Source organism: Bacteroides hominis, from assembly GCF_033042785.2.
Taxonomy (GTDB): Bacteria; Bacteroidota; Bacteroidia; order Bacteroidales; family Bacteroidaceae; genus Bacteroides; species Bacteroides hominis.
This window is the reverse complement of sequence record NZ_CP178829.1, coordinates 3,131,376-3,152,167: the sequence shown is the minus strand read 5'-3', so window position 1 is coordinate 3,152,167 and position 20,792 is coordinate 3,131,376. Positions and strand designations below refer to the sequence as shown.

At 34.8% G+C, this 20,792-nt stretch carries 20 protein-coding genes, 3 pseudogenes and 1 CRISPR repeat array; of the genes and pseudogenes, 1 reads left to right on the top strand and 22 read right to left on the bottom strand.

The genetic code is table 11. The annotated features are described in order from the left end of the window. Positions 1-82: 82 nt before the first annotated feature. Entirely contained in the window at positions 83-1,261 is a 1,179-nt protein-coding gene (locus R3O62_RS13160; protein WP_022012978.1) for a dicarboxylate/amino acid:cation symporter, read from the top strand. A 41-nt stretch (positions 1,262-1,302) separates the two neighbouring features. Here the strand turns inward: R3O62_RS13160 and R3O62_RS13155 are convergent, their stop codons facing one another. From R3O62_RS13155 to R3O62_RS13050, 22 genes and pseudogenes are all read right to left on the bottom strand, one after another. Continuing rightward, positions 1,303-1,398, bottom strand: a complete 96-nt coding sequence (locus R3O62_RS13155; protein WP_005786866.1) for a smalltalk protein — start codon at positions 1,396-1,398, stop codon at positions 1,303-1,305. A 54-nt stretch (positions 1,399-1,452) separates the two neighbouring features. Continuing rightward, positions 1,453-1,932: an HU family DNA-binding protein gene (locus R3O62_RS13150; protein WP_005776650.1), complete on the bottom strand. Its 480-nt coding sequence runs from the start codon at positions 1,930-1,932 to the stop codon at positions 1,453-1,455. A 454-nt stretch (positions 1,933-2,386) separates the two neighbouring features. Then, the gene (locus R3O62_RS13145) at positions 2,387-2,635 is read right to left on the bottom strand and encodes a hypothetical protein (RefSeq protein ID WP_234168647.1); all 249 of its coding nucleotides are present in this window, start codon (positions 2,633-2,635) and stop codon (positions 2,387-2,389) included. A gap of 12 nt (positions 2,636-2,647) precedes the next feature. After that, positions 2,648-2,977, bottom strand: a pseudogene (gene rhuM / locus R3O62_RS13140) (RhuM family protein); the annotation flags it as partial. Between the two features lie 29 nt (positions 2,978-3,006). Beyond that, on the bottom strand, positions 3,007-3,375 hold the full coding sequence (locus tag R3O62_RS13135; protein ID WP_317472859.1) for a hypothetical protein: 369 nt from the start codon (positions 3,373-3,375) through the stop codon (positions 3,007-3,009). Between the two features lie 16 nt (positions 3,376-3,391). Then, a pseudogene (locus R3O62_RS13130) lies at positions 3,392-3,591 on the bottom strand (site-specific integrase); the annotation flags it as partial. 569 nt (positions 3,592-4,160) lie between these two features. Beyond that, a CRISPR array of direct repeats spans positions 4,161-5,048; the repeat unit is 35 nt; unit sequence ATGTAGATCTATTCCAGTATAATAAGGATTAAGAC. Positions 5,049-5,363: 315 nt separating this feature from the next. Beyond that, positions 5,364-6,314 carry an MraY family glycosyltransferase gene (locus R3O62_RS13125; protein WP_250702610.1) on the bottom strand — a complete coding sequence of 317 codons (951 nt, stop codon included), beginning with the start codon at positions 6,312-6,314 and terminating at the stop codon, positions 5,364-5,366. 3 nt (positions 6,315-6,317) lie between these two features. Then, complete coding sequence (locus tag R3O62_RS13120; protein WP_032533853.1) at positions 6,318-7,325, bottom strand: NAD-dependent epimerase/dehydratase family protein; 1,008 nt, start codon at positions 7,323-7,325, stop codon at positions 6,318-6,320. A 113-nt stretch (positions 7,326-7,438) separates the two neighbouring features. After that, a pseudogene (locus tag R3O62_RS13115) lies at positions 7,439-7,940 on the bottom strand (IS66 family transposase); the annotation flags it as partial. A 294-nt stretch (positions 7,941-8,234) separates the two neighbouring features. Next, the gene (locus R3O62_RS13110) at positions 8,235-8,447 is read right to left on the bottom strand and encodes a hypothetical protein (protein ID WP_005808845.1); all 213 of its coding nucleotides are present in this window, start codon (positions 8,445-8,447) and stop codon (positions 8,235-8,237) included. 67 nt (positions 8,448-8,514) lie between these two features. Then, a complete protein-coding gene (locus tag R3O62_RS13105; protein WP_032561226.1) occupies positions 8,515-9,273 on the bottom strand; it encodes a glycosyltransferase in 759 nt (252 codons plus the stop codon). Positions 9,274-9,402: 129 nt separating this feature from the next. Next, the gene (locus R3O62_RS13100) at positions 9,403-10,119 is read right to left on the bottom strand and encodes a glycosyltransferase family 2 protein (RefSeq protein ID WP_005808848.1); all 717 of its coding nucleotides are present in this window, start codon (positions 10,117-10,119) and stop codon (positions 9,403-9,405) included. Positions 10,120-10,124: 5 nt separating this feature from the next. Next, positions 10,125-11,246, bottom strand: coding sequence for a hypothetical protein (locus R3O62_RS13095; RefSeq protein WP_005808850.1), 1,122 nt, complete (start codon positions 11,244-11,246; stop codon positions 10,125-10,127). Continuing rightward, complete coding sequence (locus R3O62_RS13090; RefSeq protein WP_005808852.1) at positions 11,218-12,267, bottom strand: O-antigen ligase family protein; 1,050 nt, start codon at positions 12,265-12,267, stop codon at positions 11,218-11,220. Before R3O62_RS13090 ends, R3O62_RS13095 begins: the two co-directional genes overlap by 29 nt. 196 nt (positions 12,268-12,463) lie before the next feature. Continuing rightward, on the bottom strand, positions 12,464-13,498 hold the full coding sequence (locus tag R3O62_RS13085; protein WP_175636641.1) for a hypothetical protein: 1,035 nt from the start codon (positions 13,496-13,498) through the stop codon (positions 12,464-12,466). After that, a complete protein-coding gene (locus R3O62_RS13080) occupies positions 13,495-14,460 on the bottom strand; it encodes a lipid II:glycine glycyltransferase FemX (protein ID WP_175636640.1) in 966 nt (321 codons plus the stop codon). The genes R3O62_RS13085 and R3O62_RS13080 overlap by 4 nt, the downstream gene beginning before the upstream one ends. Positions 14,461-14,464: 4 nt before the next feature. Beyond that, on the bottom strand, positions 14,465-15,379 hold the full coding sequence (locus tag R3O62_RS13075) for a glycosyltransferase family 2 protein (protein WP_032533862.1): 915 nt from the start codon (positions 15,377-15,379) through the stop codon (positions 14,465-14,467). Beyond that, positions 15,376-16,788 (bottom strand): oligosaccharide flippase family protein, encoded by a 1,413-nt coding sequence (locus R3O62_RS13070; protein ID WP_032533863.1) that lies wholly within the window; start codon positions 16,786-16,788, stop codon positions 15,376-15,378. The genes R3O62_RS13075 and R3O62_RS13070 overlap by 4 nt, the downstream gene beginning before the upstream one ends. 211 nt (positions 16,789-16,999) lie before the next feature. Further along, positions 17,000-17,212: an aryl-sulfate sulfotransferase gene (locus R3O62_RS13065; protein WP_226789630.1), complete on the bottom strand. Its 213-nt coding sequence runs from the start codon at positions 17,210-17,212 to the stop codon at positions 17,000-17,002. A gap of 904 nt (positions 17,213-18,116) precedes the next feature. Continuing rightward, positions 18,117-19,187, bottom strand: a complete 1,071-nt coding sequence (locus R3O62_RS13060; protein ID WP_032533865.1) for a DegT/DnrJ/EryC1/StrS family aminotransferase — start codon at positions 19,185-19,187, stop codon at positions 18,117-18,119. Between the two features lie 6 nt (positions 19,188-19,193). Continuing rightward, positions 19,194-19,697 (bottom strand): hypothetical protein, encoded by a 504-nt coding sequence (locus R3O62_RS13055; protein WP_049129785.1) that lies wholly within the window; start codon positions 19,695-19,697, stop codon positions 19,194-19,196. A gap of 6 nt (positions 19,698-19,703) precedes the next feature. Then, a complete protein-coding gene (locus R3O62_RS13050; RefSeq protein ID WP_250702611.1) occupies positions 19,704-20,792 on the bottom strand; it encodes a DegT/DnrJ/EryC1/StrS family aminotransferase in 1,089 nt (362 codons plus the stop codon).

The window sequence follows — 20,792 nt, the reverse complement described above, 5'->3', positions numbered from 1 at the left end:
TCTATAACACATATCGAAAATATTTGTTCGGATAGTTTCAGAATAAAATATTACTTTTGTAACAAACTTCTAAAAACTCGTAATGAAGAAAATACACATCGGACTTTTACCACGTATCATCATAGCTATTATACTTGGTATCGCTATCGGAAATTTCCTGCCGACGCCTTTGGTACGGCTGTTCGTGACCTTCAACTCCATCTTTGGAGAGTTCCTCAATTTCTCCATTCCTCTGATCATCCTCGGCCTGGTCACCATTGCCATTGCCGATATTGGTAAAGGAGCCGGACGAATGCTACTTGTCACCGCACTCATTGCCTACGGTGCCACTCTTTTCTCCGGCTTCCTCTCCTATTTCACCGGAGCCGCCGTTTTTCCCTCACTTATCACACCGGGAGCACCTCTCGACGAGGTAAGTGAGGCCCAAGGTATTCTACCCTATTTCTCTGTTGCCATTCCACCCTTGATGAATGTCATGACGGCACTTGTCCTTGCCTTTACCCTCGGCCTGGGGTTGGCAAGCCTGCATAGTGACGCTTTGAAAAACGTAGCACGCGACTTCCAGGAGATCATCGTACGCATGATCAGTGCAGTTATCCTCCCATTACTGCCCATTTATATCTTTGGCATCTTCCTCAACATGACACATTCCGGACAAGTATTCTCCATCCTGATGGTATTTATTAAGATCATTGGCGTCATTTTTGTACTGCACATCTTTCTGTTGGTCTTCCAGTATTCTGTTGCAGCATTGTTTGTCCGCAAAAACCCGTTCCGCTTGTTGGGACGGATGCTGCCGGCTTATTTCACCGCTTTAGGCACTCAGTCATCAGCTGCCACCATCCCTGTTACACTCGAACAGACCAAGAAGAACGGTGTATCAGCCGATATAGCCGGATTCGTTATCCCGCTTTGTGCCACTATCCATTTATCCGGAAGTACCCTGAAGATTGTGGCCTGCGCTTTAGCCTTAATGATGATGCAAGGCATGCCTTTCGATTTTTCCTTGTTTGCAGGTTTCATTTTCATGCTTGGCATCACGATGGTTGCTGCTCCCGGTGTCCCCGGAGGTGCTATTATGGCTTCTTTAGGCATCCTCCAGTCCATGCTCGGTTTCGATGAATCGGCTCAGGCATTGATGATCGCCCTTTATATCGCTATGGACAGTTTCGGTACAGCTTGTAACGTAACCGGTGATGGAGCCATCGCTCTGATTATAGACAAGATCATGGGGAAAAGAAAAACTCCCGAAAGCCTTTAATGGCTATCGGGAGTTCACCCTGTTTGGTTATTAATTCCGCTTTATAATGTCATAGCCTGCCCGCCTATTACACCGGCTACAGCACTTGCCACAGCAATAATCAACTTCAATATAATATTCCATCCCGTTTTCTTCATATTCTTCATACCTCCTTTCATTTCCAATAATTATTATATCTGCAATAAACTTTATCAAGCTGTCGGATCATCTACAATATCTCCATCTCCACTACCCGATCCACCATTAATTGCTCCCCCTATCGCACTGACTTTCTGGAATTCCACTCCCTGAAGCAAAGCACGGGTAGTGCCGATAGCTGCGGGACGAGTATATTCCGGAGTAAACAGACAACGAAGAGCCGCCACCTGATTCGGATTCACCTCTTCCTCTTGATCCACTCCATGCCCTTGTGTACAAGCTTTCATCGTGAAAGTGCCTAATCCCTCCAGACGTACCGAACGGCTATTTAACAATTCTTTACGCATGGCAGTCATCAGGTTACGAATCACATTATGAACATCACCCGGTGTCAACGATGATTTTTCAGCTATTACTTCGGCCAACTGTTGTGAAGTTACCATTTTTCCAACTTTCACCAGAGTGAGGTGCCACTGTTTCTTTCCCTCTTTAGTTTTCAACTGCGATTGTCTCGCTCTATAAAATAAAGGCATAATTTTTCTCCTTCTTTACTAATGTTACTACTACGTTTCATTCATGTTTCGTTGATCAACACTGCAAAGATGAAGATTTACAAATTATCGGCAAAGGAAAAAACGGTCCGGAAAGCAGTTTTCTCAGAAAAACTTATAACACGCTTATTATCTGTATCATAATTCTAAGCTCTTCGTTCAATTGAATTTGCAAACTCACTTTTTAATATGATGGCAGTCGGGTAAATGTTACGCATATAAACGATGCTATGTAACCATGATGCAAAAAATGTAAACCTGAAAAGTGGAAATTAGAAATTGAGCGTAATTCACATTAGTACAATTATTTGTGTCATTTTTAGTGACTTTAACTGTCTAACTCCTTAAATGCAATAAAAAGCAGATTTAGGAAAACGTTCAGTTACTTATCCGTTCCCTGTTTTTCAAATAGAAAAATGAGGTAAAATACTGAATTTTAGACGGATTTGGTTATATGTGCTGCTTTTCTTTGGTGAGTGTCGTTAGTTAGCCGATGATAGCGTACTGTGGGAGCGTAAGCATAATCAGTAACCACTCGTAACAATCCGGTTGTTTCAGAGTATTCCAACGTCTTGTGGTCGAGAACATTTGCCAATACCTTGATGGTCTGCTTCAAATCCTCGTACTGCTCCAGCTTGATATTCTCCTTAACGGCATATCCTTTAATCAGATACTCTTTCAGCACTTTGTTCGCTCAAATACGGAATCGGGTTGCATTTTTAGAGTTTACTCTATATCCTACAGATAGAATGACATCGAGATTATAATATTTCACCTCTGTTGTTTGCATTTTATCTGCCATAGCACCGTGTGGAGTGGTATGTTCCAAAATGGAACATACCCTATTTTCTTCCAATTCTCCCGATAGAAATATATTTTTCAGATACTTGGTAATGGCTGGTCGCTTCGTCCCGAACAATTCGGCTATCTGCTTTTGATTTAGTCAGATAGTTTCCTGTTCCAACTTAACATCAAGCGAGGTACTGCCATCGGCTGTTTGGTATATAATTATTTCTCCTTTGCTCATACCTTCTAAATTTCCTGTAAAGTTAATGATTAATTCTGTTCACTCAAGTATGCTGCCTGATAATTGTATTGCAATCTAATTGGTTGACATTCTGCTATGGTCATTTTACGCATAATCCATTTGCGAAATATTTTCGTTTTATATGATTGAACCCGAAAAGCAAGAGCCGTAATCATATCCAGCCCGTAACAATTCAGTAAAACTTTACAGCAAATCCATATTATTCCATGGGTGTAATCACCTGTTGCGATACCTGTTTTTAGAATCGCACGTACATGGGAACATATTGTCGGGATCATCACCCCGAACAGTTCCGCTATCTCAAAATCCTGCATTTGAATATTGCCCGATACAGATACCACACCGCTTTCACTGATTGTAATTATATTCTTTTTCATATTCACCTTGAGTTAAAAAAACAGGCTTTTCGTTATCAGTCGTATTATAAAGCATTAGTATTTGCTCGGCAATTGGATGCAACGCCACAAATGCTTCCCCTTTGGTTTTGCCTCTCTTCTGCCGAATATAAAGCCTGCCATCTGCCGAACATCCGATATGATGCGAAAAAGCCTATATACATCTACATAAGCCAATCCACTAAACGATGAGAAGAGTTACCTATTCGTTTGCGGTAACTAACCTGCTAACGGTTTGGTAACTGAAAATATTAGCTGCAAAAATCTCTCATAGGCATCTTGAAGATTCCCCGCATTCACTCGAAATAGTTTTTTTCTAAATTCTTTTGCGAAAAGAAGAAAAAACTTAGTCATCTGATAATATGAAGATTATTCTATATTAAGAAAAAATAAGTGTAAAAAGAGATGCGCAAATAATAGCTTTTACGTATATTAGCAAATCATTTGCGAAAAAAGGATTGATATGTTATGCGCCCTTTGAAATATTGTTCTATATATCAGCAACTTACGCAACATAGTTTTAGGGTTGTTTTCGAAACTCGCCCACCCCTAAATATCCAACGATTATTTGCGAAAAATGAAGTTTACACAGTATTCTAATTATCAATCATTTAGGTAAAAATATCACTATTTACACATTAGAATTACAGAAAAAAAAACTACTTTTGCGAAAAAAACTTAAATTAGCATCTACTATTTTGGTTTACAACCTATTATGTTCATAGGCAAATACATTCAAGAATATATAACAGTCTAATAATCAGAGTATGTAGATCTATTCCAGTATAATAAGGATTAAGACAAAATTTACAAAAAACCGAGCAGAAGCTTATATTTTATGTAGATCTATTCCAGTATAATAAGGATTAAGACATTTGATGAATTTGTCGACCCATGAATTGCTCTTGCATGTAGATCTATTCCAGTATAATAAGGATTAAGACTGACTGTGGCTTTGGGTCTGCCGTCAATAAACTTATGTAGATCTATTCCAGTATAATAAGGATTAAGACTCTTCATAGCGCTGGCGATGATTGTTCATCATTTCTTCATGTAGATCTATTCCAGTATAATAAGGATTAAGACAGTCGCTATATATATCAACTGCAAATTTTTGATATGTAGATCTATTCCAGTATAATAAGGATTAAGACACCATTGGATTCTCTTGAGCAAGGCGGCGAATGACATGTAGATCTATTCCAGTATAATAAGGATTAAGACTTTTGGGCGCACTAGCGTCGCGATAAGAATCAGCCTATGTAGATCTATTCCAGTATAATAAGGATTAAGACAAACGGCATAGAAATCCAGATTGTCAACTGTTCTTATGTAGATCTATTCCAGTATAATAAGGATTAAGACATTCTTCAATAGCTAACTGATAGAAACCACAGCTTCCGTATGTAGATCTATTCCAGTATAATAAGGATTAAGACATCCGGTTATAACGCTCAGTGGCACTCCAATTAGCATGTAGATCTATTCCAGTATAATAAGGATTAAGACAAAAGAACGTCACTTTAATGACAAAACCGTTTGAGGTATGTAGATCTATTCCAGTATAATAAGGATTAAGACTTGAGATACTTAGTTTCAAGTTCGCCGGTTTTCTTCTTAATGTAGATCTATTCCAGTATAATAAGGATGAAGGCTAGTTCTATTCTCGTACCAACTGCCAACATAGTCCACCACAACAATACCTTAAGAGTCATCACACTATGATACAATACATTATCAAGTAATTAAAAGCCATAATTAAATATTCATAGATCTCTTGGTACAGTTTACAATCTGACAAAAAGCGCCTCCTCTTGCATACAGATAAAAAAAATCCCGATCGCCTTATGGGCAATCGGGAGTTAACTCTATATAATATTGTTTTATAACCTTATTATTTATCCGACTATAACTTATCTTATTTTTGGGAACATATTAGACCTATGGCAGAAAGCATAATATTGACAATATCACTTCGCTTGATGCAAGCAAAAGAAACGCTTCATAAATAGAATATAGACCAAACTCAGCGCAATAATGGTACCCGACAAATACCCATATTCATTCCCCGGAAATAGAAAATACCCGGCTATAACTACTGCCTGCACCAACATATACACCAACGAAACCACCATGTGAGGAATTTTCAGCTCATTTGCCATAATCTGGTACAAATGTTTCCGATGTGGCAAACCAATATTCTCATGCAACATCAACCGATGAATTATTGTCAGCACACTATCCACCCCATAGACTGCCAACAAGACAATCCAGCTGAAATTTTCCGTACGGATTATCAGCATACCGATCAGAAAGAGAATCACGAAAGCAATGCTAACCGAACCTACATCCCCCGCAAAACACTTTGCCTGTTTCCGGAAATTGAAGAAGTTAAAGACCAACACAGCACAAAGCATGGTATAAATCAAAGCCGGCTCTACAAATGGAACATATACCCCATTTATAAATGCTAATGCCGCCAGCACCACCAACGAGTATCCACCTGTAATGCCATTAATACCATCCATAAAATTATAGGCATTGATAATCCCTGTGCAAACAATCAAAGCAACCACAATGGTCCACCAAGGCAGGCTGAATAACCCCCATTGATAGAACATCAAAGCCATCGCCGTAAAATGAAACACCAAACGTAACCCCTGAGAAGTAGAACGAATGTCGTCTACAAAACTGATAAAAGTAATCAATGTCAGAGCCAGCATAAACCAAGGATACTCAAACTGATTCGTCAGAAAGTAAACTAATGCGCCAAAGAAGAAAATAATTCCTCCCCCTCTCAAAGTGATCCGGGTGTGCGAACTCCGCTCGTTCGGTTTATCGATGATATTGCATTTATCAGCAATACGGAAATAAAAAAGTTCTGCCAGAAATAGCAGAACCAGGATTATTAAATAGTACATAACTTATTTAGTTTCTTCAAATGAACGAATGGTTTTAATCAACCCCTCTTTAGCTGTCACAGGCATTTTATCAATCCCGAGAGCAGCTTTGATCTTAGCATTACTTACCACATAATTCTCTGTCAGTTTACGAAGCCTTTCCGTATTCAGTGGCAAATGGAGTAAAGTTCCCAGTCCGGCACATCCTTCCATAAAGCCCTTATTCATCTTCCAGATATGGGGCTGTTTTCCCATTGCCTCACACATGATGGCAATCAACTCATTTGTTGATAAAGCTTCATCATCCCCCATGTGATAAATGCCCGTAGGTACCTCTTTAGTCAATAATCCCTCAATCACATAGCATAGGTTATCAATTGAAGTAAACGAACGACGATTTTCGAAGTCACCCAATGGCCAGGGAATTCCTTTCTTCACCACATTATACAATAGATTCAGATTTCCTTTATTCCCCGGACCATGAATCATACAAGGTCTTAATATATAAACCTGTTTTTCTGTAACCGAAGTCATCTCCCGAAAAGGAGAACACTCGCAGGAGGAGACAGTGGGAAATGCAAAATGTTCCTTTATATACTCTTCAGCTCTTATTTTACTTTCCCCATAAGGACCAACAGGAGCCGGAATAACATCCTCAGTAAGCATATCTCCCACTACACTATCCGCCGCAGCTTTTACTGAACTAAAAAATATGAATTTCTTCGCAGAAGACTCCAAAAAGAAATCAAATATCTTTTGAGTCAGACCGGTATTAATATCAAAATAAGACTGAGCAGCTGATTGGTTTTTCGTATCATGAGCCTTTCCGGCAAGATGGATGATTGCATCAAATTTAGGAAGGTTTTGTAATGAGAATGACTCTGGATTAATATCTTTCCAATAAAATGTTTTCAGTACTCCTTCTCTTGTCGGACAAACTATATCAAGTCCATAAAGGTTGTGTTTAATTTTTAAATTATTAATTAGATTAGTGCCTACAAATCCATAAGCCCCTGTAATAAGAATATTCATTAGATTCCATTATTTAAATAGTTAGCGTCCAATTTTGACATATCACATAAGGAAAGCCAGTAAGTACCCAATTTAGGGGACATACCCCCAATTTTAGACACTTTTTCGAGTGCCTAAAATTGTTTTGTTAAAAGATTCAGTGATTTATTTACTATTGCCATAGTCCTGTCCGATATTTTTGGTGAGAGATTCAAATAATCTCTGCAACCGTTAAAAATATTAGTAAAAAACTTACTGAGAAACTCCCAAACGAACCGCCCCTGCATCTTCACAGTACTGATTAGGCTATGGTACGTGGCAACCATCTCTACTCCCTCGTCACTGCCGAAGTGGAGCATACTGTTTCGCTACGTGATAAGTTTGCGAATACTTCGTTCAGCAGAGTTCTTATCAATCGGATAATTACCATCCTTTAGATAGGCAAATATTTCATTCCCAAATTTATCGAGGTAATTGACCGCCTCTTTCAGATAGTTTGAAACGTTCTCCGGTGCGGTTTTCAACTTTTCGTATGGACCTGCAAACCTGGTGCTCCGTATCCTTAAACGTAGCAGACTTTAACTCATCACCTATAAACACGTAAGCGTTGTAGCCAGCGAACATGATACTCTCCAAGGGCATATATACATCAGGACGGTTCGTTAAATCCCGTTCCAGCTTTCCCTTGTTTAGAGATAGGGCATCAATGGAGTTGACACAGAACTTGTATCCAACGTGTTAGGAGTATCATCGAATTTATCTTTCTCGCCAATGCAATCAGGGTTGTCCTCGTCGGCTTTTGCATCGTCACCCCGGTTCACCTTTTACCGCTTGTCTCTGAACTTATTCTTAGCAGAGAACTTGAGGTGAGACTTCAGTTGTTCTACCTCACGCTCGGCTTTCTTACCCTTTCTTACTTCCTCACAAAGCTCAGAGGCTGACTCCTGTAGTTTGGAAAACCATTTCGTCTTGTCTCCTTTGTAACTCAGCCAGTTCAGCTTTCATATCGTTCCAGGCACTAAGAAAATCCTCCAAGACAAGTTCCAGCGCTTTCTTGTCCAACTCGGTCTCATTGACGTAGTCAACGAGATAACTGATATAACGGCTTTTACGATCTTCGGACATATCTCCACTGCTAAACATAGGGATATAATTTTGGTTAGGCAACAAAGATAGATATTTCAAAATCGAGCCCTAATTTGAATGCTTACTAATTGAATCCAAATTTAGTCCAATATCGTAACAATGACTTAAAAAATATGCAAGCATATTTCAACGACCGTCTTGCAGAGCGTGTTCCTTCATATTCTATTTCACTTTCAGGGTAATAAACCACAGAAAAACCTTCCAATTGTATCCTCTTACAGAAATCCATATCTTCACAATATAAAAAATAATATTCATCTAACCCTTTTACTACCTCATAAGCTTGACGCGGCATCATCATAAAAGCTCCAATTACCCAATCCACTTGACTAATGACCTCAATAATACCAATCTGATTAGTAGATTTGAATATACGGCTCAAATGTCGTTTTATGAAGTTCATTGGTGTAATAAAATCCCGAAAGCTATCTTGTATTTTACCATTAATATTTATTATTTTAGGAGCAATAACTCCTATTTCATTATGGGAGTACAAATAAGTTACCATCTTTTCAATTCCCGTTTTCAGCCTAACATCAGGATTCATTATTACAAGAATATCACCATCTGCTATTGATAAACCTTGATTCATAGCATAAGCAAATCCCCCATTCTTTTCGTTAAACCTCCATTTAATATCTTTATATAAAGTTTTAAGTTCCTCCTGCTGCTTTAATGGATAAACTGAATTAGAAGAAACAATCACTTCACATTGCCAATTAGAAGGTATAATACCAATAATAGATGAATAACACGTTATAATATCTTCTATTGAATGATATTCAACAACAATAAAAGAAATTTTCAAAACCTCAAGAGACATTTTTTAACAATAGGATCAATAAACGAAAATGCAAATATTTACCGCAATTATATGTTTTAGATATTCCTTTATAAGAACATAAATGAATATTAATAAAAAGTCCATAATTTCTCAATAATATAATAAAAACTATAGATGCTTACTTATTTTCAACGCTCTTCTTACAAGCGCTATAATCAAGGTCCATCGATACTGTACCCTATACAATAATGGCAAAGTACTATTTTCTAATGTCGGAGAAGCATTAGTATTATGTCGTCTATATTTTATGAGCCGATTAGGTATAAATACAGCAGAATAAAAGGCAGACGCACATAATCCTAACCAAATATCATGCATGGCTAAAGAAGAAGGAAAAGGTAATGCTGCATTTAAAATCTCTCGCCGAAACGCCATACAACAACCAATATAATGATTACGAAGTATATTAATGAATACTCCGGCGTTTGGAACTTTTCCATTAAATAACGAATCACAAATTACATTTTTATCTTGATTAATAATATAACAATCAGACACAACCAATGATTTTTTCTGAAGAAAGGATATCATTACTTGGACCTTATTAAACTCCCAAATATCATCTTGGTCTGAAAGAAAGATAATATCACCTTTTGCATGCTTTAAAGCATTTTCAAAATTATATATGGGAGAATTGAACTTTTGATTAGTAAATATAATGATCCTCCTATCATGATAGGACTTAAGAATGGAGAGGGTATTATCTGTCGACGAATCATCCGAAACAATAATCTCATCACACTCGTCTAATTGAGGTAAAATAGAGTCTATCTGCTCTTTTATGTACTTACTTCCATTATAAGTAGCTATGCACACTGATATCATTTACATTATTGCATTAAAGAAAAAAAACTATTTACTATGGTAGTAATATCGTAATCTCTAAGGTTGATATTTTCAGAACCGGTATAATCTCCCTTACAAAAGCTAATTAATTTATCTAAGTCAATAGAATTAGGTGTACAAGAATAAATAGGTCTGTGAGATAGAGCATAATCAATCAACTTACTAGGTATCTGATTGGCTGAAGTATTGCTCATATTAATTAAAAAATCAGCTACACTCAACTTTTCTATTAGAGCTAATCTTGGAATTGAATCATATATAACTAACTTACTACCAAGTTTATCAATATAAGGCTTTATACATGAATAACTATCTTGAAGACCTTTTACCGTATAAATAATAAAACAGAAATCAAAATCTAATTTAAGTAGACAGTCAAACAAATTCTTTGGATTTCGTATATCCGAATAGAAAATACCAGCATAGATAAATGTAGGTATTTTATTGGGTACATAATCAAGTGTCTTAACTTCAGAAAAATTGAATCCTTGTGGAATAACTTTAATACAATCCGAACTTTTTAACCAAGTATAAGAATCTATTGCATTGTAAGTAGGAATAGTTATATAATCAAATTTATCTATTACTTTTTTTTCTATCCATTGAAAATACTTAGCACATTTCAAGTTATCATTACCTCTCGAAAATGGATCACCATAATCAGCAACGTAACATCTTGCTATATTATGTCCATGTATTCTTAACGATGCCCCCCAATGGATTGTAAAAGGTAGTCCTATAGAAATCAATAAATCATATTTATCATCAAATCTTAGTTTCTTTTTTAAGCCCAATAAATAAAGTAGCCATGAACCCAAGAAAAAGTAATATACTAATTTTCTAATCAAAATAATGCCTTTATCTAAAATGGTATATGTAACATTATTTTTAGTTGAAGATTTCATAATACTAGCTTTACGTATATTCAAATCAACAACTCTAATATTTTCATTTATATTAAATGTGCCATCTACAACCGAAGTACAATTATATACTGTAACTAAACAACCTTGTTTCGCAAATTCTTTCGCCAGTTCAGTAGCTCTATTTGCCCTTGGGGTAGAAATTGGTGCAAAACTAGCTGTTACTATTGCTATTTTTTTCATATTCAGTTCTATTATAATTAAAAGAAAATAAGCATCCTAATGAAGCCCAAAAAACAGGCAAAAACATCAAAGTTCTTGAGAATTGTAACAATGTAAGATACTGTACGAAGATAAGAGCGAAGAAAAGATAGGCATCATTTTCTTTTATCATTCTAATTACAATCTTCATAGCCTTTACCATAATAAAAAGAAATAAACCTCCACCCACTAATCCTAATCCCATAAACACCTCCAAGAATATATTATGAACATAAGATCCCCTAAATTCACCATCCGTAAGTATAATAGCTTTTCCAATAATAGGATGCTCTAAGAACATTTTTATACCATCTTCGTATATAAGATCTCTACCAGAAGATGTTTCTAAGGCACTGCCAAGCTCAAAAAGAGTCATTGTGCGTTCGATAAAAGGGCTGTTAAAATATTCCTTAAAAAATAAGTCTATACTATCTAAGTTTAGTAATAGCACTATGAAACAAAAAGCAGTCGTTAAAATAATTTTAAAATTCAGTTTCAAACAGAGATATAATGCTAAAATGGCAAATAACGCAACAAAAGGGCTTCTAGAATTTGCTAACCCCATTGATACCAATCCCAAAATGATAGGAATGGAAAAAAGCCATTTCCATTTATTTCTTTTATAGAAAGAAATAAGTGAAAAACAGATCAGAACAAGGCTAAGCCCTGTATGCCCATATCCGATAGTATCTAAATAAGTATTCGCATCAGCCCTACCATTAAAGAAACTATCTCCAGAGGCTAATATAGATAACACCGATTTAAAAGCAATCACAAGCCCTAGTACAAATAGCCACCACAGAGTCCATAAGACTTTTCTAAAATTAATAATATTCCAAGGAATCCGCCGGCAAATTACATAGGGTAGTATACATATAAACATATAGTATACAATACAGGTAAATCGATTTACAAATAATAACTGATAAAGTTGCTCTACAAATATGTTATAGTACATCCGAACTCCATAAATAAAAAAAAAGATAATCAATAGAATATCCATATTTCTTATTTTAACAGGTAAAATCCTATGCGAGCTCAAAAAAAGAAGGCAGAAACAATAGATAAAAATTATAAGAACCACTGACGTAATTAGGCTTATAGGCAGAAAAGCTCCAAAGAAAGTTCTTAAATCAAAAGCAAAAACAGCTAATATAGTACAAAATACGGGATACTTTAACCTGTCTGAGATTTTAATTTTAAAATCTATCATATTTCAATATATCATGATATATATTATCAATTGAGACAAATGAGCATCCTACATTAGTAAGATATTTTATTGCATCAAGAGAAGATTTTGTCAATGTTTTTGGATGCGCAACTAATGAAATAAAACTAAGTTTACTATTATTAATAGCATTATTGAGATTATCAGAATCAATATAACCATCTAACGAATATTGAACATACTGCCCCTGTCCAACAAACAATTTAAGAATTTTATTCAATATTGTTTGATGCTCAACACTTTGCATACCAATACCATCACCATATATTTTCGCCTTTTCACCTGCCAATATACTCTTCATTTTCCACACAATTTTATTTAAGGCAGACAGCTGATATCCATTAATAGGAATCTCTAAAAACACACCTGTACTATTCTGTTCATAAACCGAATCTGAAAAATAGTAGTGAGTGTTAGGTAAAATGGAACTATAATCAATATTATGAACCTCACCAGAAAATTTCATTCCAGAAACCACTGATGAATCTATAAGTATATTGTTTGCTACAAATAGATTCCTCAACTTAGTAAATGGCTCAACACACCAACCGCCAGCTCGGAAAGCCATTATCCTATAATCACGATCAACACTTTGTGCAATTTCATTCAATAATAAAATACCTTCTTTAAATAGGCACTCTACAGTTTCATCAGATAAACTGCCCAATTTATAATGTGCGTAAGAAGGAAATACCCATTGATCTCCATTCTGATAAGCATCAATCCAATGAGGATGTAAGTGCAACTCTATCCGACTACCTTGCTTAACAATTCTTTTTAGTTGGTTTACTATATTATCAAATAATATTTTATTTTTTATATCATTACTATTTCTAAGTTTATTCAAATAAATAGTATCAATAAAAAAAGTAGCTTTAGATGACGTTTCTTCTAAAACATTTAATAATAGATCTGTTGGATTAAGCATGGAGACTTGTGGCGTTCCGCTTTTATCGAAAAACAATTCATAATCCAACGTTAATACACACTTCTTAACAGTCATATATTACCTCTTTTACGTTCTTGATCAATAATATCTCCATGAAAATGACCTTTACTATATATAAATACCAGCAATCTATACAGCCAATACTTAAAATCATTCAAAGAATATTTCCACAGATACCCTTTCTTAAGTTCTCCTCCAAATCGCTCTTTAAATCTTTGAATACCTTCATACTTGCTACCAACTTCGGGATTTATGCGCGCCCCCATAAAATCATAAAACTTCACGTTATTTTCCTTCATCTTTTTGATGACATTCCACTGTAGTAAATTCATACTACCAGTATGAGGTTTTTCTCCAGATCCACCATACATATAATAGGCACCACAATTCGGATGCCAATATATTATTGCCCCACCCTCTATTCCATTATTAAGAGTAGCCAGCCAATAGTCAACATACTTAACATTACCTAAATTAGAAAAAACATTATCATTGATAGGTGCTATTCCCTGTCTCAGTAAAGTGTTTTGCACCAACCTAATGCATTCTTCTTTATTGTCATCCCCGCAAGTAATAATCACCCCATCTTTCTCTGCTTTTCTAATTACATTCCTATGCTTAGAGTGCATTTTTGCCCATATATCATCTTCGGTCAATGACAAGTCTAAAATATAAGAGCCAAACAAACAATACTGAGATCTAGGAGGAACAATAGAAAACAAAGCATTTACATGTTGCGATAATATAAAATCAATTTTAAATGACTCTTTCACAAATGGAATAAGCCGGTCTATAAACACTTGTTCTTGTTCAGAGGACGAACAATTTAATATACCCGTTGAAAAAATCATATAACGAAAAAGGAATTTCTTTTTTATATAGAAAGGAAGGATACAACCATTATCAATAATATATCCATAATCAATAGCCCCAACTGAAACAAAAAAATCAGGAGATGCCACTACTTCTCCTAAAGTAATTTCTATAACTTTTTTATAATCCTTTACAATATCCATATATTCAATACCCTTTAATTATTCCAACTAATGACATTTTTCCTATAAGACCATTCCACGAACCTTTTATGAATTGAATCAAATGCGCTTGTGCTTCCCTATTCCTTATATTTTTCAAATATCCACCTATAAATAAGAAAAAATGATATAAGAACAATTCCACCTGCCGCAGACGGCCAAAGTGCTTATTCGCAAGATATACCTTATTTCGACCTATAAGATAAGATGTATACATCTGTCTACGTACAGTTCCTCCAGGATTAATATGTTGATGCCAGGCTTGAATATTTTTAGTCACAGCCATAGTGAATCCACAATGTTTAGCTCTAATTCCCATATCCACTTCATCTGAATACATAAATAATAGATCATCTTGCAATCCCACAATCTCATAAAACTCTCTTTTAGCCAAGTTCATGCCACCAGTTACAGTAAATACAGTTCTGACTTCATCTCCTGTTAAATTACCGATATCTTGCCCTACTGCAAAAGGTTTCATCTGCAAATATCTCGATATCTCATTACCAAAGTCCTCCACAATATCAGAGTCTTTCGCTAATAGTATAGGCTCAACCATCCCATATTCAGCATTAGACATTAAGAAATCATACAAACCTTTCACACCATGAACCGATAATTTTATATCATTTCCTATCAACATAATTGCATCAACATGCTTATCATTAAGAGCATATCTAATTCCATCATTATAAGCATGAGTACAACCGCCATTTTTACCTCTTTCGATAATTATAGAATCTGTAAAAGTTGACTTCAGTTGCGCCATATATTCATCTTCTGAACCGTTATCCACAATGATGTGAAGATATAACTCACTTTTATATTCTTGATAGTGTTCAACCCACTCTTTAAACTTATACCCATCGTTATAAGTTATAGTAATAGCTGCAATATTCATATTTTATTTTTATATATCAATGAACGTACTCCTACTATACATTGCCTAATAGGATTATTTGGAATAAATCCCACTACCAAGAAAGGTAATATAAATAGTAGTAATTTAAGAATGAATAATGAAATAAATAAGGTAACAGACATAGCAAACAAATAAACCACCAAAGAAATAATAAAATTACGATTCCGGATACTCATATTAAATACTTTACAAACAACTATAATATGATAACCCAATATAAATAGCATACTCAACAACTTAGCTAAAGCTAACCCTATTGCTCCATATTGAGCTCCCCAATACAAAAAAGCTATGACAATAAAAAAATCAATAGTTGTAATAGCTGCTAATATTTTTTGTTTATATGTAGATGACAAGAGCGTAGATAACAACAAATCAAAACACATTCCAACTCCAAACCATGCCAAATAATTAAATGCATCAATTGAATTTAAATATGATTTTCCTAGAAAGAAGGGAATCCAATATTCACTAAATAAAACCAAAATACCTGCTACTAGAGTCCCCCAAATCATTACGAAAGTAAAAACCTTTATTAATTTCTCAGAAAATAATTTAGGATCTTCTGTATAAGCTCTTGTCATAAAGGGGAAAACAGCCCTCAATCCTGTATTTATAGCGATGGTAATTGGAATAATCAATCGGAAGCCAACCGAAAAGTAGCCTACTTGATCAGTTCCACATTTATTATTCAAGATTAGAATTGGAATTTGCTCACCAAATATTCCAAACACTCTCATCCATAAATAAGGAAGACTCATCATAAATAAAGATCGTTTTGTCAATGATATAACTGGCAAAGTAGTTTTTACAAATTTCTCACAAGAACGTCCCAAATAACCAATCGATTTACATACAAACAACAGAGAATAAATAACCAATACAACTTCTATACTAAAATAACTTTCTGGCAGAAAAAGAACAAATAGCAACCAAGAACATGAAAATGAAAGATTGAAAAAAGTAGTATATTTAGTTACTAAACGACCAAAAGCAACGGACTCAGCAAAATCCCAAACAGATGTGGCAAATATCAAAATAAAAATATAAAAGCTCGAACTAAATGACACACCTTTCCCACAAACTATATAAACAAAGACACCAAGAAAAGCAATCGCTAATGCAATTAACCTTAAAGGTATTACATTATAACAAATTCCCTTCGTATTATCGGGGTGTAAAGTAACCTCTCTTGTTATTACATGGTTAGCTCCCAAATTCGTCGCTACTACTGAAAATATAGCCACTATAGCTAGTATTACATTAAACTCACCATAGCCGACAGGAGTTAATTTCCTAGCCAACAACATAAAAACAAAAAAATTAATTACTGACTGAGATATATCAGACAGTAACAAATATGACCAGTTTTTAAGTAGCTTATTCACTTAGATTTTAATTATAAAGTTACATCTTTTGCATTCTAAATGTCATATCCATTTTCTGAGATTTATAGAGCATCTCAAAACTAACATTATTCTTACTATCTACTTCAATAATACGTGTACTAACAAAATTTGTATTAGGGAAAACCTAATTATTCAAACTATCCGTATAATTCAGATCATATTTTAAAGCTCCAGAAACCAGTAATCTAGATTAAGATTCCTCTATATATTGTACCTCACTAGTAATAGGAGAGAAAAAATCTTCGCCTCGTTCTTTACCATACTCCCAAATTTGCTCTACATCAAGACCTACTATTTTATACTCACCCCGACTATGTCTATTAGATCCAGAAAAATTACATCCATATCCATTGTCAAATATCAATACATGCCCCTCAGCAGTTACAACCGGACAGTGTTGCAAACTCAATCAAAACTAGAATCATCACCGTTGGGATTTAATAAATACCTTTTATACTGAGTTGACCAGCCTCTCTATGAGGAGTAAGAATCTATTTTATTTTATCCCAAGTAACTTTTACGCCCCTGAGCCTATCCAAAAACATATATGGAATATTAGAAGTCAAACTATTTATTAAAAAGACAGTATTAGCAGCAATCATACCACATTGCTTAACAATCTCTATTTTAGGTAAATCAATCTCCATTTTCGAGATAGTAATAGTTACAGTATCTATACAGGGCATAATATCTTTCTCACTCTTAAACGTTAATTCTATTGAATTCTTACACCCTAGATATAGTCCTATTACACTTAAAATATGCGTCCGCGATAACTATCAAAATGACTAACCATATCAGACATAGGGCTATCCTGCCCCATTACTTTTACGGAAAATTTTCCAAGAACCAGAGTCCAAACCTCTATTTACAAAGAAAGAGGAGCTATTCCATAAGGGTTTAATACCAAGTTATCTGAAGATAAATTCAAGGCATCACCACAATATCCCAATTTTATTTTGTTGAATCACATAAATAAGCTATAACCTTCCAATCTCTCTCATTACAGTCTATATGACTTAACAACCCCGTATGAATCAACAACTTTTCTCCAGTTTCCCAACAAAGTATATCAGCAGATTCATTCTTCCCAACCTATTTTAGCAATTTACCTTCATAGCAAGCTAAATAAAGTTCATACTTTAAAGACAGTATATCATTAGTCGAAATAACTTTTTCAATTTCATATTCCAAACTGTCAACTTTTCTCTCCAAATCATCATCAAAACAGGAAGTAACAAGCAGTTCCAAAAGTAAAATACAAACATTTTTCACGCCACACCAAGTAACACATTTATACTTTTTTTTTACAGCAGGCATCTATCAACCCACCATCCACAAGGAATAGCTAAAAAATTTCGATTAAAGCTATCCACACCTGGAAGATATTTTTTATCTCCGAATATTGAATAACAATTATTATTTAGATGCACCCCAGAAGCATAATATCCCAAACTTCTAAACTGAAGCATCATATCTAATTTATTTTCAGCCAAACAACCATACACCCAATAATTAGGTTGTATTTCTCTTCTTGTATTCAATTTATAAACTTTAGGATAATTCTCTGTTAAAAAAGTATCCCAACGTTCGGAGTTAAGTCGCTGAGTCTCCAACAACTGTTGAATTGTCCCCATCTGCATACAGCCAATATAACTATTTAGCTCACTCATTGTTGCCCCATAACCAGAAAGAGAAATATCACAACTCGGAGATATTTCAGCATATTCATCTCGAAATGTTTTACGATTTATGCCAAAATCCCTTGTTAAAATAGCCTTATCTAATAAAGATTTGTTATTAAATACTATAGCTCCACCATCAACAGTATTGGGTAAACGTACTGTTTGAAAAGAAAATACAGATAGATCAGTACCTAAATTTCCTGTATATTTACCTTTATATTTCGACCCAAAAGCTTCTACACAATCATCAATAACTGGGATTCCAAATTCCTTAGCGACTGCATTGATCTCATCAACATAGCCCACATATCCACAAAAGTGATTATGAAATATCAACTTTGTTTTTGGTGTTACTTTTTCTCTAACACTATCCGGGGATAGCGTTCCTGTAGTAGGGTCAATGTCAGCCCAAACAATATCCAGACCATAAGTTTTTAATGGCATATTAGAAGCCAAACAACTCATTGGAGAAGAAATAACTTCATCCCCTGGCTTCAACTCTAAAACCGTTAATGCAACTTGTATCGCAGAAGCATATGAGTTTGTTGTCAGTAAATTTTCAATCCCTAAGAAAGTCGATAATTTTTCTTCTAAAAGAAGTCCCCACTTTCCATAAGATAATGCCCCCGAATGTATAATTGCGTCTAAATCTGGCAACTGCTCCGGCATATAAGGTTTATATAATGGCACCATAATAAATTAAAAAGGCCCTCCTTTATAAATAATTTGTTTATAATTAAATTCACAATTATATGTCATCATCTCTATATTAGTTAATGAGAACTCACATAATAACTTTAAATATGGTACTAATTTCCAACCAGATTTATTATAAAAATGTGACAATTCTGGTTTACATAACAATACTCCAATATATTCCTTATTTACAATGAAATCATTAACATAATTCAGGAGTATACTGCCATACCCCTTTTTTCTGACGATAGAACAAACATTACCAACACCATATGCTCTATAACTTAAATCATCGACAATGATATTTGTCTCAATCAAATTAAGATAACCAACATTAACACCATCCTCTGATAAAAAACAATGCAAATCCGAATCTTTTATATGAGTATTAATCCACGATACTTGATCCTCATAAGAATAATTCCAAGCCGAAGATTTAAGGCGAATCACTTCTAAAAGAATTATTTCAGTAAGCTGATCGTGTGTTACAAAATGAATGTCAAACATGCCTAATCACCACCCTTTCTTGATAGCTTCAACTATTTGTGTTCTTACCTCTTCTGTAATCCACCAACCGCAAGGAATATGAACGAATTCCCTATACCATCTATCCATATTAGGTAACTCCCTCTTAGACTCTTTAAAAATACTATGTGTATCACTACGATGGTGAAGTGGCGAAGCTAAAATTCCTGCTGATTCCATCGCTTTTATAAAATTATCACGATCATCAACCCGCATAGTATAAAGCCAATAAGAAGCTTCCGTTTTAGCAGAATAATCTACCAAATGAATCCCATCAATGTCCGACAATGCTAGATCATAATATCTTCCATTCTCAATGTAACTCGCAATAATCTTATCAACATATTGCATTTGAACATTTCCTATTGTAGCATTGACATTATTCATTGCATATTTATAACCTACCTCTGTAATATCATTCTCCAGACGAGAACGTTTTTTATCAAGCCCAAACCAACGTAATCTTCTGGCTTTATCAAATTCTATTTCATCTTTCAAACAAAGAAAGCCTCCGTCAATAGTTGTCATATGTTTAATTGCTTGCAAAGAAAAAATAGTATAAGGAGAACCGCAACCTACCATTTTACCCGCATATTTACTTCCTAAGGCATGAGCAGCATCTTCTATAATAGGAATATTATACTTTTGCGAGATTTTATTAAAAGCATCCATATCACAGACCATACCTGCATAATGCACTAAAACAATAGCCTTAGTTTTTTCTGTTATCACACTTTCAACACTGCGAGGATCCAAAAGTCCATTATTAGGGTTGACATCTCCCCATACAACTTTGCCTCCTACCATAGCTATAGAAGTATTAGTCGGTTCTGCTGTCATTGGAGTACTAATTACTTCATCACCCGGTTTGACTCCCGCTAACAAAAGAGATAGATGAAGTCCATCGGTACCCGAATGTAAAGCTAATGACAGAGGATTCCCAATATAAGCACGAAACTTATCTTCAAACTGATAAACTGCTTCTCCCTCTGCAATATAGCCACTATACAATATCTTGTGTAATTCTGGCATTAAAATATCAGCAGGAGGAATATAAGGTTTCACTAAAGGTATCAT